Here is a 19,515-nt window from a genome sequence, read left to right on the forward strand (position 1 = left end):
TAGCGTTGTCGTGGGACTCGATGTGGCGCACACTGCTGGTCGCGGTCCTCCTCGTGCTCGCCGGATGCGTGACCGCCACGCCCGGAATCGACGACGCGGCCACGACTGCCCCGGAGCGCGCGCTAACCGACGCGGCCCCCGACCGGACGAACCCGTGGGGCCGGACCACGCTGACCGTCGCGGTCAACGACACGACGAACGCCTCTCGGGAGTTCGAACCGCTGGTCCGGTCGTCGCTCGCGTTCTGGTCGAACAACTCCAGCCGATACGTCGGCTACCCCGTCGAGTTCGAACTCGACCGCGACGCCGACGACCCCGACGTCGTGGTCCGGTTCGTCGACCGCATCGACTCGTGTGCGAACGTCACCGGGGCCGCGGGGTGTGCGCCGTTCGTCACCGGGTCGAGTCAGGTCTCCCCGCCGGTCACCGTCGACGTCGTCGGCTCGTACGCCAACGCCTCGACGCGGCTCATTCTGAAACACGAACTCGGGCACGTCCTCGGGCTGAACCACTCCGCGCGACCGCAGGCGGTGATGTCGCCGACCTCCGAGCTCGCGACCCTCCCGCGGGCGAACGCGACCGAGCGCCGGCTCCCGTGGACCGACTCGAACTTCAGCGTGTACGTCGACGACGGGGGCGAGCCCGCGGTTCGCGAGCAGGTCCGGCGCGCACTCGACTACTACGCCGACGGCGCGAACGGCACCGTCCCCACGAACGTGACCTACGAGTTCGTCGAGAACCGCACCGACGCCGACGTGGTCGTGAACGTCAGCGACGACCTGCCGTGTCGGGACGGCACCGGCTCGTGTGGCCGGGTTCACGGGGTCGATCCGGACGGCGACGGCGCGCTCGAACGCTACGACGAACTCCGGGTGACTCTCTCGCGGGTCGAGACCGACGCCGTGGGGTGGCACGTCGGCTACTGGGTCGGCTACGGCTTCGGGTTCGAGGCCGAGTCCGAGTGGCCCGACCCCTTCCGGAACGCGACCTACGAGGACCGGCGCACCGAGTGGTGGACGTAGCTCACTCGCCGTCGTCGCGCCCGACCCGCTCGTCGATCGCTTCGAGCCCCTCGGGATTCACCACCGTGGCGGCGCCGAGAACGGCGATCAGCGCGCCGAGGACGATTCCGCGGCCGCCGTCGAAGACGGTGAGTTCGGCCGCGACGATCGCGAACCCGACCGCGACCAGCAGGCCGCCGAACGCCCGCGTCGAGAGGTCGACGTGGGGCTCGGCGAGGAGCGCGAGACCGAGCAGTCCGAGCGCCGCGAGCCCGACCACCAGTTCCGCGTCGAAGGCCTCGGGGGCGAAGACCCCGAGCACGCCCGCGACGAAAGCGACCGCGAGCAGGGCCAGCGCCCCGTCGCGACCCGACGAGAGGTGGCGGCTCGCGAGCCGGTAGCCGAACACGCCCCCGAGGGCGGCGACGATCGCGACCGCCCGGATCGCCTGCTCGACCGAGTCGGCCTCGATCACGTTCCGCGCCGCGAGTCCGACCAACAGGAGCGAGACGAGGCCGAGAGCGACGAGTTCGCGGGCGGGCAGATCGGCCAAGCGCCGTCGGACCATAGAAGAGGCGTCGTCGCCGCGACCTGAAATATCACACGCCCGACGCTCGGAGCCGGATTCGGGTCAAAAGCCGTCTTCCCAGCGGAACCGCCCGTCGCGCTGGATCACCTCGCCGTCGATCTCCAGCCGCGAGTCCTCGCTCACGTCGGTGATCATGTCGACGTGGACCGCCGACTCGTTGCCCGACTCGCCCTCGGGGAGACAGGCGTCGTACGCCCGACCCACCGCGAGGTGGACGGTGTCGCCCATCTTCTCGTCGAAGAGGATACTGTCGGTGAACCGGTCGATGCCGCGGTTCATCCCGACGCCGAGTTCGCCGAGCCGGCGGGCGCCCTCGTCGGTCGTCAGGATGGACTCGAGCGCCTGCTCGCCGACCTCGGCCGACCAGTCGACGACCGCCCCGTCCTCGAAGGTCAGGTGGACGTCGCGGATGCGCGCGCCGTCGTGGGTCATCGGGACGTCGAAGGAGACTTCGCCCTCGGGGTCGGCGGGCGCGGTGAACACCTCCCCGCTCGGGAGGTTGTGCGAGTCGTAGGCGACCGAGGCCGCGCTGTTGACCGCGGTCCGACCCTCGATAGACATCGTGAGATCGGTGTCGTCCGCGACGAGGCGGACCTCGCTCCCCGAATCGAGCAGGTCCTTGAGTCGGGCTATCTCCTCGGCCAGACTCTCCCAGTCGCGCAGGACGGCGTCGTAGACGAACTCGCGGTACTCGGCGATTCCCATCCCGGCCTGCTGGGCGTGAGCCCGGGTCGGGTGCTGGGTCGACACCCAGTCGGTGTCCATCCGAAGCTCCCGGATCGCCGCCCGTGATTTCCGATAGGCCGCGCGGGTCTCGCCCGCGACGGCCGCGCGCTCGGCGGTGTTCGACGCGCCACGCAGTGACAGCACCGCGTCGGCGCGTTCGAGCATCGCGACCTCGAAGCCCGGGTTCTCCTCGAAGTCGCCGTCGTGGCCCCGGAGGTACGCGGCCTCGATCTCGTCGGACGCGTAGGTCGCCAACAGGTTCGCGCCCCGCTCGCCGAGGGCCTCGGCGACCGCGACCGCCAGCTCGTGGGCGCCGTCGTCGACCCGCAGGACGACGTCGTCGCCGGCCTCGATCCGCGCGCTCCAGTCGACCAGAACCTCGGCGTGGTCGTGTACTCGCTGATCCATACCTCGGAGTCGGAGCGGTCGGTGAAAACGGCGCCGGTTCGGGGCACACGCCCGACGCTCGGTCAGAAGCGCCGGCGTGGCGCGGCGCGACGGCGCGATCGGTGGGTCGGACCCCGAGTCAGGGGAACACCAGCACGGTCGCGCGCTCGGTCTCCAGAACCTCGACCTCCTCGCCGCTCTCGGCGCGGTACTCCTCCTCGATCTCGACCGCGTCGCCGTCGATGGAGACGCTCTCGCCGTCGACCTCCAGGGAGATCTCGCCCTCGATCTCCTTCTCGTTTTTGAGCTGGGTGAGGTCGGCCGACTCCAGCGCCCCGACCACCTGTCCCGCCTCGTCGCGGAACTGCGGGCCGATGACGCTGTGGTCGGGGTCGACGCCGACCGGGACGAGTTCGACGTTGGGCGAGCCGGTTTCGAGGTAGACGGGCGCGTTGACCGCCTCGCTCAGGTCGTAGGTGTCGTAGCCCCGGCCCTGATCGGAGTACACCTCGATCCGGTCGAGGTCGGCGTTGAGCGCCATCCCCTCGTCGGACTTCCACGCCCGGACCGTACTGGCGACCTCGGCGATGAGGTCGCCTTTCGCCTCGGCGTCCTCGTCGCCCTCGAAGGCCGCGTCGGGCCACGAGGCGGCGTGGACGCTCCCCTCGGTGCCGGGCAGGTGGTCGTACACCTCCTCGGCGAAGTGGGGCGCGAACGGCGCGAGCATCCGGACCGACGCCGACACCGCGGTGTACAGCGCGTGGCGGGCGGCGTCGCGCTCGCCGGGCCGGCCCTCGTAGAGGCGGCCCTTCACGAGTTCGAGGTAGTCGTCGGCCAGATCCTCCCAGACGAACTCCCGGAGTTCGCGGAGCGCGCTGTCGAAGCGGTACTCGCGCATGTCGGCCTCGACCGTCTCGGCGGTGTCGGCGAGCTTCGTGAGGATCCACTGGTCGGCGTCGCGGTAGGCCGGCGCGCCGATCTCGGGAGTCTCCTCGTCGAGGTGCTCGCTTGCGAACTGGAAGATGTTCCAGCACTTGGTGAGAAATCGCGAGGCGGAGGTGACCTCCTTCCACTGGAACTGGATGTCGCTACCGGGCTGGCCGCCGAGCGCGAGCGCCTGCCGGACCGCGTCGGCGCTGTACTCCTCGACGGCCTCCTCGGGGCCGACCGCGTTGCCCCGGGACTTGCTCATCTTGTGGCCGTCGTCGCCAAACACCATCCCGTTGATCAGCGCCTCCTCCCAAGGCATCTCGTCTTCGAGCGCGGTCACGCGGAGCAGGGTGTAGAACGCCCACGTCCGGATGATGTCGTGGCCCTGCTGGCGGAGCGTTGTCGGCTCGAAGTCGGCGTCGGGCCACCCCTGAACGTGCATCGGGGAGATCGACGAGTCCATCCAGGTGTCCATCACGTCGGTCTCGCCCTCCCAGTCGTCGGCCCCGCACTCGGGGCACGCCTCGATCGCCGGGTCGGACTCGGTGGGCTCGACCGGGAGCGCTTCGACGTCGGCGACGTGGACGTGGCCACAGTCGTTGCAGAACCACGCCGGGATCGGGGTGGCGAACACGCGCTGGCGCGAGATCACCCAGTCCCACTCCATCCCCTCGGTCCAGTCTTCGAGGCGGTCGTACATGTGGTCGGGAATCCACTCGACCTCGGCGGCCTTCTCGAGGATCTCGTCCTGTCGGACCTCCACGAACCACTGCTCTTTCGAGAGGATCTCGATCGGAGTGTCACACCGCCAGCACGCCCCGACCGACTGGTCGGTGGGCTCGGTGTCGTTGAGGTAGCCCGCCTCCTCGAGGTCCTCGGCGATGGTGGTCTTGGCCGCTTCGACGGTCAGGCCCTCGTACTCGCCGGCGAGTTCGCCGAGCCGACCGTCCTCGGTGAACACCGGCCGCAGGTCGAGGTCGTGTTCGGCCCACCAGTCGACGTCCTGCTTGTCGCCGAACGTACAGATCATCACCGCGCCGGTGCCGAAGTCGCCGTCGACGTCGTCGTCGGCCAGCAGTTCGACCTCCTGGCCGAACAGCGGCACCTCGAAGGTGTCGCCGACCCGGTCGGCGTAGCGCTCGTCGTCGGGGTCGACCGCCATCCCGACGCAGGCCGCCAGCAGTTCCGGGCGAGTGGTCGCGATCTCGATGTCGTCGTTGTCGACCCCGTCGAAGGTGACGTAGTGGAGTCGCCCTTCGCGGTCGACGTTCTCGACCTCGGCGTCGGCGATCGCGGTCTCACAGCGCGGACACCAGTTGACGGGGTGTTCGTCGCGGTAGACGTAGCTCTCCTCCTCGTCGCCCTCCGCCATCTCGACGAACGACCGCTGGGTCTTCTCCCAGTACTCGGGGTCCATGGTGCGGTACTCCGCCGACCAGTCCTGCGAGAACCCCATCGCGTGCATCGTCTCTTTCATCCCGTCGATACGGCGCTCGGAGAGTTCGACGCAGAGCTCTCGGAACTCCTCGCGCGGGACGTCGGTGCGGTGGATGTCCTGTTCTTCCTCGACTTTCACCTCGGTCGGGAGGCCGTGACAGTCCCACCCCTGCGGGAACAACACGTTCTCGCCGAGCATCCGGTGGAATCGGGCGGCAAAGTCCATGTAGCTCCAGCCCAGCGCGTGGCCGATGTGGAGCTGGCCGGTGGGGTACGGCGGCGGGGTGTCGACCACGTAGTCGGGCTCGCCGTCGGGGTTGTACACCTCCGAGCCGCGCCATGCTTCCTGCCACTTCGGTTCGACTGTCTCGGGGTCGTAGCTGTCGGGAACGTCTGTCATAGTGGAATAGCTGACTCTGTCGGAGAGGTCATCCGGCGAGAAAGACGCGCCGTTGCGCTGGACGGTTCAACGTACTACCGACGCGGTCAGCCTCATACGAAACCGAAACAGTCGGGTACTGATAAAGGTTCTCGTTGCGTGGGACGCCCCGCGTCCCCGCCGAACCGAACGCGCGCCCGAGTCGAACCGCAACCACTACCTTCGCTCCCGAACCACGACCGCCCATGCAACTGGGCGTCATCGGACTGGGCCGGATGGGCCGGATCGTCGTGGACAGGGTACTCGACGCGGGCCACGACGTGGTCGCGTTCGACCTCGACGAGCAGGCGGTCGCGGACGCCGCCGACGCGGGCGCGACCCCCGCCGACTCGGTGGTCGACCTCGCCGAACGCCTCGGCGACGAGAAGCGCATCTGGCTCATGGTGCCGGCGGGCGAGCCGGTCGACGCCGCTCTCGACGACCTCGAACCGCACCTCGGCGCCGACGACGTCGTGGTCGACGGCGGCAACTCCCACTTCGAGGACTCGACGCGCCGAGCCGACTCGACCGACGCCGCGTACCTCGACTGTGGCACCTCGGGCGGTCCCGCCGGGGCAGAACTCGGCTTCTCGCTGATGGTCGGCGGCCCGGAGTGGGCTTACGAGGAGCTGACCCCGGTCTTCGACGCGGTCGCGACCGGGCCGGCGGGCCACGACCGGATGGGGCCGGCCGGGTCGGGCCACTACGTCAAGATGGTCCACAACGGCGTCGAGTACGCGCTGATGCAGGCGTACGGCGAGGGCTTCGAACTGCTGGCGGAGGGCCGGTACGACCTCGACCTCGAAGCGGTCGCCCGGACGTGGAACAACGGCGCTGTCATCCGGTCGTGGCTCCTCGAACTCTGCGAGGAGGCGTTCCGCGAGGAGGGCACCCACCTCGGCACGGTCGACGACTACGTGGCCGGCGGCTCGACCGGGACGTGGACCGTCCAGGAGGCGCTCGAACAGGAGGTCCCGCTCCCGCTGATCTATCAGGCGCTCGCCGAGCGGTTCGGCTCGCGGGCGCCCGACGAGGGGCGGTTCTCGCGCAGACTGGCGAACCGGCTCCGGTACGGATTCGGTCGCCACGAGGTCGCGCGACGCGACGAATAGATCCGCGAGCCGAGCGCGGCGAGCGATCACCGCGCGACCGCCCAGAACCGAACGCTCTGGGGCATCTGCCACAGCAGATCGGGCAGGTCGCTGTCGGCCGGGTCGTTTTGGACGACCTCGTGGCGCCTGTGCTCGATCAGCCGCCGGACCTCGAAGCCGGCCTCGACCAGCGCGTCGTGGAGGTCCCCGACCGTTCGGTCGAACACGATCAGCGAGGAGTCGTACGCCTCGTCGATCGCGATCTCCCGGCGACCGGTGTCGAAGTATCCGCGTTCGAACGTCTCGGTCTCCGGGTCGAGGGCCTCCGAGAGCGGGTGTGGCACGCTGAGCACGAAGACGCCGCCGGGTCGCAGGACGCGGTGGGCCTCGCCGAGCGCCCTGTCGATCCGCTCGACCATCTGGAACGCCGCCTCCGAGGACGCCGCGTCGAAGCTGTCGTCGGCGAACGGAAGCGCGGTCACGTCGCCGGCGACGAACCGAGCGTCGACCCCGTACAGGTCCCGCAGTCGCTTCGCGTGTTCGAGTTGCTCACCCGAGAAATCGACGCCGACGACGGGCTCGGCGCCGAGTCGGGCGGTGCCGACGCTTCCCTGCCCGCCGCCACACCCCAGTTCGACGTACGCCTTCCCCTCGATCGAATCGAGGAGGTCGGGCTGGGGACCGCCCGGGGCGTCGGGCCCGAACGGCGACGGGGCCGGCGGGAGCCCTCCCTCGGCGGTCTCGGCGTTCCACAGGGCCTGAAAGTCGTCGCTCCACTCGTTCCAGAGCCGTCGGTTCTCCCGTCGGTGGTCGGCCATCGGCGACTGTTCAGTCCAGCGCCGTATCAAGCTCCCGCCTGTTTGGTAGCATGCCCCACAAAACTGGGTCGCGGCCGATCGGCGGGTCGCGACGCCGGACCGCCGGTGGGAGGCCACGCGACGGTCAACAGGTGACGACAGAGACCGAGTAGTGGGCGCCGCGATCCCGAAAGCGATCGCCAGAACGAGCGAAGCGAGCCCGCCCGCCACCCAGAGTCGTTTCACGCGTCGGACCCGAGGGCCCGCTCGCCAAAGCGTTTCCGAGTTCACGCCCGGACGTGAACCCGGTCGCGATTCCTCACCCGAGGACGTAGGCTAACACGGGGTAGCGCTCGACGAGCGGCTCGCCGTCGACCGCGTAGCGCTCGATGAACGCGTCGGCGCCGAGGATGCGGCCGGCGCCGAACGCCGCGACCGCGAGGAACACGAGCATGTACGCGAAGTCGCCGTTGATGAACCCGTGGGCCATCTCCCAGTTGCCGAAGTAAAACATCAGCATCATGAAGGCCCCGAAGAACGCCGCGAGCCGGACGAACGCGCCGACGAGGAGCCCGAGCCCGATGAGGAGCTCGCCCCACGGCACCGCGACGTTCGCGAACTCCACGAACCACGGCGTCGAGCCCATCCACGCGAACAGTCCCGCGAGGGGGTTGGCGTTTGCCGCCGCGACGTTCGTGAGGTAGCCGCCGGCGCTGAACGGCTCGGCGGCGGCGAGCTTCGCGAACCCCGAGTACGCGAAGGCCCAGCCCATCATGAGTCGGAGCGAGAGGACGAACCACGCGCTCAGGCTGTGAGCCCGCCCGCTGACGGTGTATCCGCCGATAGTGCTGGTGAACGTGTTGCTGGAGTCGGGGTTGAGTGTACTGGTAGTCATGAGAGAGAATCTCCGTACGCTTGGAGACGCGCGACACCTATATCAAATTACTGAGATACCTGCTATCACGCGTACGCATTCCGTAGACGCTGGTTTCGAGGCCGCGGATCGGCGCCGATCACCGAGCCGTCCGTCGCACCCCGCCACGGCGCTCGTACTCGATCCGGGTCGCCATCTCCTCGGCCGTCTCCGGCCCGCAGAGCCGTTCGACGAGGTGGAGCGCCAGATCGAGCCCGGAGGTGACCCCGCCCGCGGTCAGCACGTCGCCGTCGTCGACCACGCGGGCGTCCGCGACCTCGGCGTCTGTCTCCCGGAGGTCGTCGATCGCGCTGGCGTGGGTGACCGCCGGCCGGCCGTCGAGGATCCCCGCCTCGGCCAACAGCATGCCGCCGGTGCAGACCGCCGCGAGTTCGACGCCCGAGGCGTGGAGGTCCGCGAGCGCGTCGGGGAGGTCGCCCTTTTCGGCCTCGGCCCGCGCGCTCGCGTCCGAGCGGTCGTTCCACCCGCCGCCCGGCACCACGACGACGTCGGGGTCGGCGTCGGCGAGCGTCCCGTCGACCCCGATCCGGAGGCCGTGGGCCGCAGTCACGTCGTCGGTCGGGTCGAGCGCGACCAGCGACACCGCGAGGTCACACCCGGCGTCGGCGGCGGCCGACAGCACCTCGTAGGGACCCACGGCGTCGAGTTCGTCGAAGCCGTCGTAAACGACGACCGCGATTTCGGTTGGCATGGCGGATCGCTGGGCCGCTGCGGGCAAAAGCGTGTGGTTTACGGAAACTCGATGCCGGCACCGACGCCCCGCCCCGAGCTGTCGAGGGGCAGGTCGCCGGCCGGCGAGCAATCACAATGCTGTTAAACCAGTGTTCCGTAGCCCCGCGCATGGTAGACGCACTGGGTCTGGGTCTCGGAGTCACGATGCTCCTCATCGTGGTGGCCCTTCACTTCTCGAGGGGAACCGAGTGGACGCCCGGCGAAGACATCTCCAAAGAGGTGCTCGAACGCCGCGCTTCGACCGTGCCGGAGACCGACTTCCCCGAGCCGATGAACCGCTCGATCGGCGGCGGTGGCGGCGCGGTCGCGGTCGGCGGCGGCGCCGAGGGCGAACTCGCGGGCGACGAGGAGGACGAAGACGAAGGATTCGACCCCGACGCCATCGCCGACGACGAGGTCGAGTACTACGAGATCGAGTTCGTCAACGAGGGCGAGACCATCGAGGTCGCCAACAACGAGAGCCTCCTCGACGCGGGCGAAGACGAGGGCTGGGACCTGCCCTACGCGTGTCGGCAGGGCCAGTGTCTCTCCTGTGGCGGGAAGGTCGCGGACGGCGACGCCCACGAGTACGTCCGTCACACCAACAACGAGACGCTCGCCGCCGACGAGGTCGAGAAGGGGTACGTCCTCACCTGTACCGCCCACCCGACCGACGACTTCAGCCTCGAAACCAACGAGACGCCCTGAGTCGACCGCGCCGTCGCAGAGTCGCTCTTTTCCCGACCGAGCGCCCGTTTCTCAGACCGGCTGGAGCCGGAGGACTCGATCGTCCTGGGGGGCCGGCGTCCCCCGTCCGTCCTGATTGCTGGTAGTGACGTAGAGGTGGTCGTCCGGGCCGGTGAACGCCGTCCGGAGCCGGCCGTACTCCTCGTCGAGCAGTCGCTCCTCGTCGACCACCGAGCCGTCTTCGATGCGAACCCGCCTGAGGTGGCGGCCGGCGAGCGTCCCGACGAAGAGGTCCCCGCGCCAGTCGTCGATCGGGCCGTCGTACACCGCCGCGCTCCCGGGCGCGATCGTCGGCGTGTACGAGGTCACGGGGTCTACGTACGACTCGTCGTCGCTGGGGCCCATCGCGTCGGGCCACCCGTAGTTTCGGCCCGCCCGGAGGACGTTGATCTCGTCGTCGCGGTCCGGGCCGTGTTCGGTCCCAAAGAGCGTCCCGTCGGCCCACGCCAGCCCCTGCGGGTTGCGGTGGCCGTAGGTGAACACCCGCGGGTCGCCCTCCGCGGGGTTGTCCGGGTGGGCGTCGCCGTCGGGAGCCACCCGGAGTACCTTGCCTGCGAGCGACTCGCGGTCCCGAGCGCGCTCGGGGTCGCCGGCGTCGCCCGTGGTGACGTAGAGGTACCCCTCGGGGCCGAAGGCGATCCGACCGCCGTCGTGGACCGTCCCCGCGGGAATGGCGTCGACGACGACGCCGTCGGGGGCAAAGCCCTCGGCGACCCGGTGGCGGACCACGCGGTTGAGGAGGTCCCCGTCGACCCGGTAGGTGCCGTAGGTGTACGCGAGGTCGGGGTCCTCGGGGTGGAACGCCAGCCCGAGCAGGCCGCCCTCGCCCCGGTGGGCGATGCGGTCGGTGAAGTCCGCGATCAGTTCGCGCTCGTCGCCGTCGGGGGTGACCCGCTGGATCCGGCCGGGACGCTCGGTGACGTAGAGGTACCCCTCGGGGTCGAAGCCGGCGCCCCACGGCACCGTCAGCTCCATCGTCACGGTCTCGGTGCGAAAGCGGACGCGCTCGGTGGTGGTCTCGTCGGGCTCGGTCCCGCCGGTCCGGAGACACCCGCCGAGGCCGACCAGCCCCGCGGTCAGCGACCCCAGGTACGCGCGTCGGTCCATGGCTCGAAGCCACGGGGCCGCCGAAGAAAAGACCGGTGGTTGGCGCCGAACAGCGCCGGCGACCGGCGGCGCCGGCTCACTCGGGCGGGCTGAGATCGCGCTGGAACTCGTCGAACACTTCGAGGTCCTCGGGCAGGTCGTACTCGATGCGCCGGGCCTCGGTGTCGCCGCCCTCGGCGTCGAGGGGGTCGGCGACGTCCTCCCAGCCGGGCTTGATCTTGACGCTCTGTGCGGGCTGGCCGACCGCGATGTGGTGGGCGGGGACGTCGCGCTGGACCACCGACTTGGCGCCGACGATCGCGTTCTCGCCGACCCGCACGCCCGCCCGGACCATCGAGTCGTAGGTGATCCGGGCGTCGTCCTCGACGACGGTGCGGTAGTTGCTGATCTCGGTCTGGTCGACCACGTCGTGGTCGTGGGAGTAGACGTGGGCGCCGTCGGAGATCGACACCCGGTCGCCGATCTCGAGTTCGCCCCGATCGTCGAGGTGGACGTCGTCGTGGACGACGACGTTGTCGCCGACGGTGATGTTGTGGCCGTAGGTGAACGTGATGCCCTTGAAGAACCGACAGTCGTCGCCACACTCGTCGAACAGGTGGTCGGCGAGCATCCGGCGGAATCGGAGCGCGAACGCGACGTTGTCGGCCATCGGGGTGGCGTCGAACTGGCGCCAGAGCCACTGGAGGTGTTTCGACTCCCGGAAGCGCTCTTCGTCTTTCTCGGCGTAGTACTCGCTCTCTAAGGTGGCGTTACAGGGGTCGTAGCTCTGGAGGCGGACCCGCTCGGCGGGCGAGACCGCCTCGCCGTCCTGCCAGCGGTCGTAGGCCGGTCGGTCGCCGTGGAGATCCACCAGCACCTCCTCGACAACCTCGCAGGTGTCTTCCTCGCCCGCGAGCCGCTCGTCGACCGTCGCGATGAACTCCGCTAACGAGGCCTCCATCTCGTCGGGGAGCTCGACGTGTCGTTTTGTCATGTAGGGACTCGTCTCTGTTAGCGGGGAGTTTGGCGCCTGCGTTGATGGGGGTTTTGGTTCCGGCGGTACGGGTCAGTTTCGACCGATCGCGGACCCCTCCGTTTCGTCCGGAAACCACGGTCAGGCGTGGCGTTCGTCTCCCGAAATTTCACTTCCGCCGCGGGGTCGATTCGCGCGCTTCAGGCGAGAAAGACGTGACGCGGTCGGTCGGCGAGCACGTCCCGGCCCCAGTCGACCGTGCTCGAGAACTCCTCGCTCCGGAAGAACGCCATCGCGTCCTCCTTTGACTCCCACTGGCTGGCGATGAACATGTCGTTTTCGTCCTCGCGGTTGGCCAGCAGGTCGGTGTCGAGGTGGCCCGCCATCTCCTCGAGCAGGCCGCCGACCGTCTCGAACTTCTCGACGAAGTCCTCGCGGTGCTCGGGTTTGACCGTGTAGAACATCCCCATCGTGCCGAACCCGCTCTCCTCGCCGGCCCGGCCCACGATGTCGGGGAGGTCCGCGAGGAACCCGCCCGCGGTGTCGGCCGCGCTCTGGGTGTCCCAGATGCTCACGACCGCCGAGCGCCCGCCGTGGGGGTTCTCGTAGACGGCGGTCTTGACGTGGGTGTCGTAGTGGTCGAAGTTGCTCCGGAGCCCGTCGACCTCCTCGAACAGTTCGTCGGGGTCGGCCTCCGAGTACAGCACCATCGCGTACACGTCCTCGCCGTGGGGCTGGCCCGCGTAGATGTCGAGGTCTTCGAGTTCGCCCCGGATGGACTCCTCGTCGGCGTCGTCGCCGTCGCCGTCGTGGTGGCCGCTATCGCCGTCGCCACCGCCGTGGGGATGGTCGTCGCCACCGCTGTGGGGATGGCTGTCGCCGCCCTCCGCGTGGTGGCCCTCGCCGGAGCCGTGGTGGGCCTCGCTCTCGTCGGCGCCCTCGGTCGGGATGGCCTCGCCAGCCATGAACGCAGGGAGGTCCTCGGGCGGGAACTGCCGGCCGAAGTAGAACGGGCCGAACTCGGCGTACTTCGAACTGCTCTCGTCGAACCGAAGCTCGTACAGCAGGTCCTTGATCGCGGTCGGGTCGTTGCCGAACAGGTCGACGCCCCACTCGAAGTCGTCGAAGCCGATCGAGCCCGTGATGATCTGTTTGACCTGTCCGGCGTAGGTCTTGCCGATCTCGCCGTGGGTGTCCATCATCTCGGCGCGCTCGTCGAACGGCAGGTCGTACCAGTTCTGGCCGGGCTGGCGGCGCTTGTCCATCGGGTAGAAACAGACGAACTCGCTGTCCGGGATCTCGGGGTAGAGCTTGCTCTCGGCGTAGCGTGCGAGCCCGGTGTCCTCGATCTCGGACGGGTCGTTTGTCATCTCCTCGTTGGTGTAGCCCCCGACCTCCGTCACCGAGACGTAGGAGGTCGACCGCTCGGTGTACGCCGCGAAGCCGGTCTCCTCGAACGACCGCTCGGCGGTGTCGAGGTCGGCCATCGTCGGCCGGAAGTGCAACACCAGCAGGTCGGCCTTGTGGCCGAGCATCGAGAAGACCGCCGAGGAGCCGTCCTCGGCGTCGGCGACCGCGGCGTGGTCGGCGAGGAAGTCGACGCCGTCTTCGAGGGCGGCCTCGCGGTCGCGCTCGGGCGCGGCCCGCCACGCGTCCCAGTCGACCGTCCGGAAGTCGTGCAGCGCGTACCAGCCTTCGTTCGTCGCCGGGGGTTCTCGGGTCATACGTCGGACTCGGGGTCGCGGAGGTAAGGAGCTTTTGAGTCCGTCCGAGCGCTTCAGGGACGGACGCCGGCGTTTCGGTGACCGAAAGCCTTTCAAAAACGTGGTCGGTACGGTTGGTCAATGCGGAAAAGCGGCCCGCCGAAGGGGCTCATCTCGCATCTCGTGCTCGAGCTTCTCGACGAGAAACCCCGATACGGCTACGAGATTCTCAAGGAGATCGAGTCGATCAGCGGCGGCCACTGGGAGCCGTCCTACGGATCGGTCTACCCCATCCTCTACAAGTTCGAGGAGAAAGGGTGGGCCGAACGCATCGAGCGCGCCGACGAGCCCGACCGCAAGTACTTCGAACTCACCGACGCCGGCCGCGAGGAACTCGAACGCAAGCGCGCCGAGAGCGCGAGCAAAGCCCGGGAGTTCGCCGACGTCATCCTGGGGTTCTACCACGTCTTCGTGGCGTTCGCCACCGACGACCGCTTCGCGGTCGAGAGCACGCCGGGCGGGTGGCAGTTCGACGAGCAGTTCAGCGAGTGGATGATCGAACAGATAATTCGCCACCACGAGCGCGACTTCGAGGAGTTCGAGCGGATCCCCGACACCCCCGAGGAGTTCGCCGAGCGAATGGGCCTCGACGAGGAGTGACCCGGGGTCGCGACCGCCGGGACGCTACACCAGCAACTGGGGGCCAAACACCATCACCAGCAGGCTCACCAACATCACCAGTCCGACGGTCGTCGTGACCATCGTCGTCAGCTGGCGGCCCTGGTCGGTCGGAAGCCGGGAGACGACCGCCTCGGCGCTCATCCGCAAAATGTGGCCCCCGTCGAGCGGGAACGCCGGGATGCAGTTGAAGAAGCCGAGGTTGAGGTTTATCCAGCCGGTCCAAAAGAGGACGTTCGCAAGCAAGAACAGGCCGGTGCTCCCGAGCGCCGAGAGCGCGCCGCCCTCGGCCACGAAGAAGCCGCTGTTCCACGCGACGAAGCCCGCGAAGTTGTTCGTGACGCCGATCGCCCCGAGCGAGACGCTGGCGAACGGGAGCAACAGCACGCCGAACACCCCCGAGAGGAACGACACGATCGGATCCGAGATGCCGCCGCCGAGACTACCGAACTCGCCGCCGAGCAGGCTCAGATACTGCTCGGCGTCGTAGAGCTGGACGCCGAAGCTGTTGGTCGTCACGCCGCTGGTGCCGCGCGCGAGACCGATGCCGACGATCGCGCCGCCGTCGCCGCCCTCGCCGAGGGTCACCTCGTAGCGCTCGGCCGAGCCGTTGACGTACGCCTCGACCGGGACCCTCTGGCCGGGCTCGTACCGATCGAGGGTCGTACTCAGGTCCGAGGCGTTCACGATCCGCGCGCCGTCGATCTCGGTGATGACGACGGTCTCGTCGGCCGGCATCCCGGCGTCGTCGCTCGGGCCGTCGGCCTGCACGATCGAGAGCGCGCCGACCGCGCCGGTGGCGGACTCGCCCGCGGCGGTCGTCAGCCTCGCCACCGTCCGGTCGGCGAGCGCGCGCCGGAGGTCGTCTTCGGTCCGAACCTCGGTGCCGTTGATCGACGCGATCGTGGTCGGGTCCTCGGACTCGACCGAGAGCACCGACGCGAACGGCGAGTCGGGGTGGAAGTCGGTCACCAGCAACGATCGGTCCAGCGTCCGGGTGTCCCCGCCCGCGAGCGTCACCTCGACCGTCCGGTCGTCGATCCGGGCGAGCGCGGCGTCGAGGTCGTCGTTGGTCTCGATCGGCGCGTCGCCGACCGCCACGATCCGGTCGCCGGGCGCGATGTCGGCGCTCTCGGCGGCCGAACCGGGCATGACGCCGCCGACCGCCGCGCCAGAGGCGACTCCGATCGAGCCGACGACCGGCCCGAACAGCAGGAGGAAGGCGACGAGAGTGACCGCGAAGTTGTTGGTGACCCCCGCCGCGAACATCCGACTCTGACTGCCCCGGTCGGCGTCCCGGCGGTTGTCCTCGTCGGGTTCGACGAACGCCCCGACCGGCAGGAACGCGAGCGCCGCCAGCCCCATCGACTTGATCTCGATGTCCTCGACCCGACACATCAGGCCGTGGCCGCCCTCGTGGACGACGAGCCCCACGAGCAGGCCGAACAGGATCTCGGGCGCGACCGACAGCGGGAGGAACTGATTGACGCCGGGGATCACGAGGACGTTGCGCGGCTGGGTCGCCGCGGTCGCCGGCGGCGGGTTCCGGACGACCGCGATCGCCTGCAACACCAACAACAGGAAGGTCCCGACCATCACGACCAGCGCGATGCCGAGCCCGAAGTTCCCCCACGCGCGCCAGAGCCGCTTGGGCGCCGCGAGCCGGTCGAGCAGTTGCTTGCCGCGCTGGGTGTGGATAGTCAGGATCGGTCCCTGGGTGCCGACGTAGGAGGGCAACAGTCCCTTCGAGTCGAGCGCGAGAACCGCCAACCAGTAGAGCGCGAGTCCGACGAGCACCCACGCGAGCGTATTCATCGGGTGAAAGAAAGGACGCCGCGGTCAAAGGCGTTTGGAAAGGCCGACGGTTACTCGGCGGTCTGCCAGTCTTCTTCGAGCTCCTGTTGCTCCGAGCCCTTGCGGCGCTGGCGGAGCTTCCGGGCGGCCGCGATCCCCGCGGCGGTGCCGCCGAGGATCGCGAGCCTGCGGCCGTACCGGCGGATGCGACCGCCGCCCGACGAATCCTCGTCGACCGACTCTGAGGCGGCCGTCTCGTCGGCTTCGATCTCCGCCTGTAGTTCGACGTTCTCGCCGTCGTCGGCTCGCTGTTCTCCTGCTTCGACCCGCTTGAGCGCGGGTTTCTCGAGGTTGAGTTCGATTAGGGCCATAGTAATTCCATTGGGTCGCGCCGACGATAAGCTCGTCGGCCGACGTGGCAGTTCGAAAAACGACCACGCCGCACTTTGTTATGCTGTCGTTGCGCGAGGAGTAGGCGGCGTTTACCCCTCGCGGCGAAGTCGAGCGAGCACGAACTCCCGGTCGAGCTTCGCGAGGAACGGCCCGAGCTTGGGCCCCTGCTCTTCGTCGAAGAACAGCCGGTACCCGACCGCGAAGAACTCCCCGACGTCGATGTCGTGGCGCTTTGCGGTCTCGTAGATCTCGCCCTGGATCGCCTCGGGGTCGTCGTGGGACGCCACGAACTCCGCGAGTTCGTCGAGCGCCGCTTCGGTCTCGGGATCGAGGTCGACGTCTGGCAGTTCGGTGCGCTTGAGATCGTAGTCGAACTCGTTGCCCGTCCGGCGGGCCCACTCGCGGGCGCGGGCGACCCGCGAGAGCGCGAACTCGACGACCCACTCGGGCGCGTCGTCGGGGACGTGGCCCTCCCGGCGCGCGATCTCCTCGCGGAGCGCGGGGTCGTCGGTCATCCCGAGCACCGCCGCGAACGTGTAGGGCAATCGGACGCGGTCGGCGAACGACCCGTCGGCGAGTTCGTCGGTCCGAGCCCGACGGGCGTCGTCGGCGACCGGGAGGCTGGGGCGCTCGGGCTCGGAGACCGGATCGCCGTCGGCGTCGAACCGGGCGGCCAGCGTCGGTCGGATCACCGGCGGGTAGGCGGCCGCCGCGATTTCGGGGTCGGCCTCGCCCCCGTCGTCCTCGCCGTAGAAGGTGCGCTCGAAGGCGTCGAACTCGTCGACGAGCTGGTCGAGGTGCTCGACGCTGAAGTCCCGGCCCTTGCTCGGGTCCTTGGTGAAAAAGTACCGGAGCACCTCGGGTTCGAGGAGTTCGAGCACGTCCTGAACCATGACGACGTGGCCGGCCGACGACGAGAACGGTTCGCCGTCGAGGGTGAACCACTCGTAGGCCATCGGGACCGGCGGCGTGTCCCCGAGGACGTTGCGAGCCACGTCGGAGCCGCTCGGCCACGAGCCCTCGGCGTGGTCCTTGCCGAACGGCTCGTGGTCGACGCCGAGGACGCGCCACTGGGCGGGCCACTCGAAGCGCCACGGGAGCTTGCCCTCTCGGAAGGTCGCGGTCCCCTCGTGGCCACAGCCCTCGATCGTCCGATCGCCGGCCTCCATGTCGGTGCAGACGTACTCGACGGTGCTGGCCTCGAGATCGACGGCGGTCACGGTCTCGGTCACCGTCCCACACTCCCCGCAGATCGGGTTGAACGGGACGTACTCCTCGTCGGCCTTGTCCTGATACTTCGAGAGCACCGCTCGGGCCTGCTCGCGGTGTTCGAGCAGGTAGCGAGTGACGTCCTCGAACTCGCCGGACTCGTAGAGCTCCGTGTTCGAGACCGTCTCGACCGGGATGCCCAGCTGGTCGGCGCTTCGCTCGATGAGGTTCGAGAAGTGCTCGCCGTACGAGTCACAGCAACCGAACGGGTCGGGAATCGCGGTGTAGGGCTTGCCGAGGTTCCGGCCCAGCGCGCCGGCGTCGACCTCGCCGAGGTCGACCACGTTGCCGTCGAGGTCCGCGAGCTTCCGGGGGAGCTTCCGGAGGGGGTCCCGGTCGTCGGCGGTGAACACCTGCCGGACCTCCCGACCGCGCTCGCGCAGGGCCTCGGCGACGAAGTAGCCCCGTACGATCTCGTTCATGTTGCCGAGGTGTGGCACCCCGGACGGCGAGATGCCGCCCTTGATCACGATCGGGTCCTCGGGCTCGCGGTCGAGGATCAGTTCGGCGACCGACTCGGCCCAGAACGGGTGGGGCTGGGCGCCCTGTAGCACGTAGGGGTCGTCGTCGGGGTGGAGCTCGGGTGGGTCGTCGCTCATCGCTCGTCGCTCGCCCAGTAGGTCATCTGATCGTCGGCGCCCTCGGGGATGATGTCGGTCCCGTCGTGGTCGCCGTACCGGACCGCGTCGGCGATGCGCTCGGGCTCGGTGCCGTCGAGCACGATGGTGCGGACCCCCGACCGCTCGATGAGCTTGGCGGCGAGCAGGTCGACCGGCGCGGAACTGCCGGCGTTCATCTCCAGGCCCGCGATGACGTCGACGAGTTCGCCCGCGGTGAGCTCGTCGTACCGCCGGGCGTCGGCGACCTCGTTCGGATCGTCGCTGAACACGCCCGGGACGCTGGTGGCGTACACCAGCAGGTCGGCGTTGACGTACTCGGCCAGCGCCGCGCTCACAGCGTCGGTGGTCTGGCCGGGCGTGACCCCGCCCATCACCGCGATGTCCCCGCGGTGCATCGCGGCCCCCGCGGCCTCGTAGTCCTCGGGCGGGCTCGGGGCGGCCTGCTCGCCGAGCGCGGCGATGAGCAGCCGGGCGTTGAGTCGGGTCACGTCGATCCCGATGTCGTCGAGCTCGATCTCGTTGGCGCCGAGTTCGCGGGCCGCGCCGATGTACTCGCGGGCGACGCCGCCGCCGCCGACGACCGTCCCGACCGTACAGCCCTCCGCGGCGAGGTCTTCGATGACGTCGGCGTGGGCGCGCACTCGTTCGGAGCCGAGGTCCGGGGCGAGCACGCTCCCGCCGATGGAGACGACTACTTTCATTCTGTCGCGGAATAGCCCGGACGCGGCCTTAAGGATTGCCAACTCCGGGGACCGGCGGTCGACGCTGTTTTCGCCGGGTAGCGGGTCGCTTCGCCGGCGTCGTCGGTCGGGCTCGTCCGCGGACGCCGGCGCCAGCCAAAGCACTTTATTCCCGTCGACCGTACGGTCCGCACATGGCAGACAAACCCAGTAGCGGAACCCTCTTCGGTATGCCCTACAACTTCGAGCGGCCGAGCATCGGCCGGATGCTCTCGTCGTACTGGAAGCCCGACGAGGGGATGCTCGTCGAGAAGCCGTTCGGCATCGGCTACACGCTCAACCTCGCCAACTGGCGGTCGTGGATCGTGCTGGCGGTCGCGGGCGCGCTCCTCTGGCACGAGCAGTCGGGCGAGGCCGAACCCCGCCAGGACGAGCCGGTCGAGGTAATCGTCGACGACGACTGAGCGATTCCGCTCGACTTCTGCGCCGATCGCGACCCCCCAAAAGCGACGCGTAACGCCGTCAGCGACGGGGCGACGCGTCGGAAGTCG

The 19,515-nt window shown here is 69.2% G+C and carries 18 protein-coding genes; 5 read left to right on the forward strand and 13 right to left on the reverse strand.

Annotation, left to right across the window (positions count from 1 at the left end; genetic code table 11):
• Positions 1–20 precede the first annotated feature (20 nt).
• On the forward strand, positions 21–1,022 hold the full coding sequence (locus EPL04_RS08865; protein ID WP_134670981.1) for a matrixin family metalloprotease: 1,002 nt from the start codon (positions 21–23) through the stop codon (positions 1,020–1,022).
• Position 1,023: 1 nt separating this feature from the next.
• On the opposite strand, the gene EPL04_RS08870 is transcribed toward EPL04_RS08865, so the two are convergent.
• The 3 genes from EPL04_RS08870 to EPL04_RS08880 all read right to left on the reverse strand — a co-directional run bounded on the left by EPL04_RS08870 (position 1,024) and on the right by EPL04_RS08880 (position 5,470).
• Positions 1,024–1,569: a hypothetical protein gene (locus EPL04_RS08870; protein WP_134670982.1), complete on the reverse strand. Its 546-nt coding sequence runs from the start codon at positions 1,567–1,569 to the stop codon at positions 1,024–1,026.
• 63 nt (positions 1,570–1,632) lie between these two features.
• Positions 1,633–2,724, reverse strand: coding sequence for an aminopeptidase (locus EPL04_RS08875; RefSeq protein ID WP_134670983.1), 1,092 nt, complete (start codon positions 2,722–2,724; stop codon positions 1,633–1,635).
• Between the two features lie 118 nt (positions 2,725–2,842).
• Complete coding sequence (locus tag EPL04_RS08880; protein ID WP_134670984.1) at positions 2,843–5,470, reverse strand: valine--tRNA ligase; 2,628 nt, start codon at positions 5,468–5,470, stop codon at positions 2,843–2,845.
• 224 nt (positions 5,471–5,694) lie between these two features.
• Between EPL04_RS08880 and gnd the strand changes: the two genes are divergently transcribed.
• The gene (gnd, locus tag EPL04_RS08885; protein WP_134670985.1) at positions 5,695–6,600 is read left to right on the forward strand and encodes a phosphogluconate dehydrogenase (NAD(+)-dependent, decarboxylating); all 906 of its coding nucleotides are present in this window, start codon (positions 5,695–5,697) and stop codon (positions 6,598–6,600) included.
• A 26-nt stretch (positions 6,601–6,626) separates the two neighbouring features.
• Here gnd and EPL04_RS08890 read toward each other — a convergent pair whose 3' ends face one another.
• The 3 genes from EPL04_RS08890 to EPL04_RS08900 form a co-directional block, all read right to left on the reverse strand.
• On the reverse strand, positions 6,627–7,397 hold the full coding sequence (locus EPL04_RS08890) for a class I SAM-dependent methyltransferase (RefSeq protein WP_134670986.1): 771 nt from the start codon (positions 7,395–7,397) through the stop codon (positions 6,627–6,629).
• A gap of 298 nt (positions 7,398–7,695) precedes the next feature.
• Entirely contained in the window at positions 7,696–8,271 is a 576-nt protein-coding gene (locus EPL04_RS08895) for a DoxX family membrane protein (RefSeq protein WP_134670987.1), read from the reverse strand.
• A 118-nt stretch (positions 8,272–8,389) separates the two neighbouring features.
• Complete coding sequence (locus tag EPL04_RS08900; RefSeq protein WP_134670988.1) at positions 8,390–9,001, reverse strand: DJ-1/PfpI family protein; 612 nt, start codon at positions 8,999–9,001, stop codon at positions 8,390–8,392.
• A gap of 149 nt (positions 9,002–9,150) precedes the next feature.
• On the opposite strand from EPL04_RS08900, the gene EPL04_RS08905 reads away from it, so the two are divergent.
• Positions 9,151–9,729 carry a 2Fe-2S iron-sulfur cluster-binding protein gene (locus EPL04_RS08905; protein WP_134670989.1) on the forward strand — a complete coding sequence of 193 codons (579 nt, stop codon included), beginning with the start codon at positions 9,151–9,153 and terminating at the stop codon, positions 9,727–9,729.
• Positions 9,730–9,780: 51 nt separating this feature from the next.
• Here the strand turns inward: EPL04_RS08905 and EPL04_RS08910 are convergent, their stop codons facing one another.
• The 3 genes from EPL04_RS08910 to EPL04_RS08920 form a co-directional block, all read right to left on the reverse strand.
• Positions 9,781–10,875, reverse strand: a complete 1,095-nt coding sequence (locus EPL04_RS08910) for a PQQ-dependent sugar dehydrogenase (RefSeq protein WP_134670990.1) — start codon at positions 10,873–10,875, stop codon at positions 9,781–9,783.
• A 76-nt stretch (positions 10,876–10,951) separates the two neighbouring features.
• A complete protein-coding gene (locus EPL04_RS08915) occupies positions 10,952–11,848 on the reverse strand; it encodes an acyltransferase (protein ID WP_134670991.1) in 897 nt (298 codons plus the stop codon).
• A gap of 179 nt (positions 11,849–12,027) precedes the next feature.
• A complete protein-coding gene (locus tag EPL04_RS08920) occupies positions 12,028–13,551 on the reverse strand; it encodes a heme-binding protein (protein WP_134670992.1) in 1,524 nt (507 codons plus the stop codon).
• A gap of 120 nt (positions 13,552–13,671) precedes the next feature.
• Between EPL04_RS08920 and EPL04_RS08925 the strand changes: the two genes are divergently transcribed.
• Positions 13,672–14,190, forward strand: coding sequence for a PadR family transcriptional regulator (locus EPL04_RS08925; protein WP_134670993.1), 519 nt, complete (start codon positions 13,672–13,674; stop codon positions 14,188–14,190).
• A gap of 24 nt (positions 14,191–14,214) precedes the next feature.
• Here EPL04_RS08925 and EPL04_RS08930 read toward each other — a convergent pair whose 3' ends face one another.
• From EPL04_RS08930 to pyrH, 4 genes are all read right to left on the reverse strand, one after another.
• Positions 14,215–16,023, reverse strand: a complete 1,809-nt coding sequence (locus tag EPL04_RS08930; protein ID WP_134670994.1) for a site-2 protease family protein — start codon at positions 16,021–16,023, stop codon at positions 14,215–14,217.
• A gap of 50 nt (positions 16,024–16,073) precedes the next feature.
• Positions 16,074–16,373 carry a hypothetical protein gene (locus EPL04_RS08935; protein ID WP_134670995.1) on the reverse strand — a complete coding sequence of 100 codons (300 nt, stop codon included), beginning with the start codon at positions 16,371–16,373 and terminating at the stop codon, positions 16,074–16,076.
• 111 nt (positions 16,374–16,484) lie between these two features.
• A complete protein-coding gene (gene lysS / locus EPL04_RS08940; protein ID WP_134670996.1) occupies positions 16,485–18,263 on the reverse strand; it encodes a lysine--tRNA ligase in 1,779 nt (592 codons plus the stop codon).
• Entirely contained in the window at positions 18,260–18,985 is a 726-nt protein-coding gene (gene pyrH / locus EPL04_RS08945) for a UMP kinase (protein ID WP_134670997.1), read from the reverse strand. The genes lysS and pyrH overlap by 4 nt, the downstream gene beginning before the upstream one ends.
• Before the next feature lie 173 nt (positions 18,986–19,158).
• Here pyrH and EPL04_RS08950 point away from each other — a divergent pair, with 173 nt between their 5' ends.
• On the forward strand, positions 19,159–19,428 hold the full coding sequence (locus tag EPL04_RS08950; protein ID WP_134670998.1) for a DUF5808 domain-containing protein: 270 nt from the start codon (positions 19,159–19,161) through the stop codon (positions 19,426–19,428).
• The last annotated feature ends 87 nt before the right edge of the window (positions 19,429–19,515 follow it).

It is taken from the genome of Halorussus marinus, assembly GCF_004521895.1.
In the GTDB taxonomy this organism is placed as follows: domain Archaea; phylum Halobacteriota; class Halobacteria; order Halobacteriales; family Haladaptataceae; genus Halorussus; species Halorussus marinus.

Excerpts from the sequence above, each read along its gene's own strand:
- EPL04_RS08905 (WP_134670989.1), top strand. The coding sequence starts at position 9,151 with ATGGTAGACGCACTGGGTCTGGGTCTCGGAGTCACGATGCTCCTCATC.
- EPL04_RS08875 (WP_134670983.1), bottom strand. The coding sequence starts at position 2,724 with ATGGATCAGCGAGTACACGACCACGCCGAGGTTCTGGTCGACTGGAGC.
- EPL04_RS08930 (WP_134670994.1), bottom strand. The coding sequence starts at position 16,023 with ATGAATACGCTCGCGTGGGTGCTCGTCGGACTCGCGCTCTACTGGTTG.
- EPL04_RS08925 (WP_134670993.1), top strand. The coding sequence starts at position 13,672 with ATGCGGAAAAGCGGCCCGCCGAAGGGGCTCATCTCGCATCTCGTGCTC.
- EPL04_RS08920 (WP_134670992.1), bottom strand. The coding sequence starts at position 13,551 with ATGACCCGAGAACCCCCGGCGACGAACGAAGGCTGGTACGCGCTGCAC.
- EPL04_RS08935 (WP_134670995.1), bottom strand. The coding sequence starts at position 16,373 with ATGGCCCTAATCGAACTCAACCTCGAGAAACCCGCGCTCAAGCGGGTC.
- EPL04_RS08900 (WP_134670988.1), bottom strand. The coding sequence starts at position 9,001 with ATGCCAACCGAAATCGCGGTCGTCGTTTACGACGGCTTCGACGAACTC.
- EPL04_RS08865 (WP_134670981.1), top strand. The coding sequence starts at position 21 with ATGTGGCGCACACTGCTGGTCGCGGTCCTCCTCGTGCTCGCCGGATGC.
- EPL04_RS08890 (WP_134670986.1), bottom strand. The coding sequence starts at position 7,397 with ATGGCCGACCACCGACGGGAGAACCGACGGCTCTGGAACGAGTGGAGC.
- EPL04_RS08915 (WP_134670991.1), bottom strand. The coding sequence starts at position 11,848 with ATGACAAAACGACACGTCGAGCTCCCCGACGAGATGGAGGCCTCGTTA.
- gnd (WP_134670985.1), top strand. The coding sequence starts at position 5,695 with ATGCAACTGGGCGTCATCGGACTGGGCCGGATGGGCCGGATCGTCGTG.
- EPL04_RS08910 (WP_134670990.1), bottom strand. The coding sequence starts at position 10,875 with ATGGACCGACGCGCGTACCTGGGGTCGCTGACCGCGGGGCTGGTCGGC.
- pyrH (WP_134670997.1), bottom strand. The coding sequence starts at position 18,985 with ATGAAAGTAGTCGTCTCCATCGGCGGGAGCGTGCTCGCCCCGGACCTC.
- EPL04_RS08870 (WP_134670982.1), bottom strand. The coding sequence starts at position 1,569 with ATGGTCCGACGGCGCTTGGCCGATCTGCCCGCCCGCGAACTCGTCGCT.
- EPL04_RS08950 (WP_134670998.1), top strand. The coding sequence starts at position 19,159 with ATGGCAGACAAACCCAGTAGCGGAACCCTCTTCGGTATGCCCTACAAC.
- EPL04_RS08895 (WP_134670987.1), bottom strand. The coding sequence starts at position 8,271 with ATGACTACCAGTACACTCAACCCCGACTCCAGCAACACGTTCACCAGC.
- EPL04_RS08880 (WP_134670984.1), bottom strand. The coding sequence starts at position 5,470 with ATGACAGACGTTCCCGACAGCTACGACCCCGAGACAGTCGAACCGAAG.
- lysS (WP_134670996.1), bottom strand. The coding sequence starts at position 18,263 with ATGAGCGACGACCCACCCGAGCTCCACCCCGACGACGACCCCTACGTG.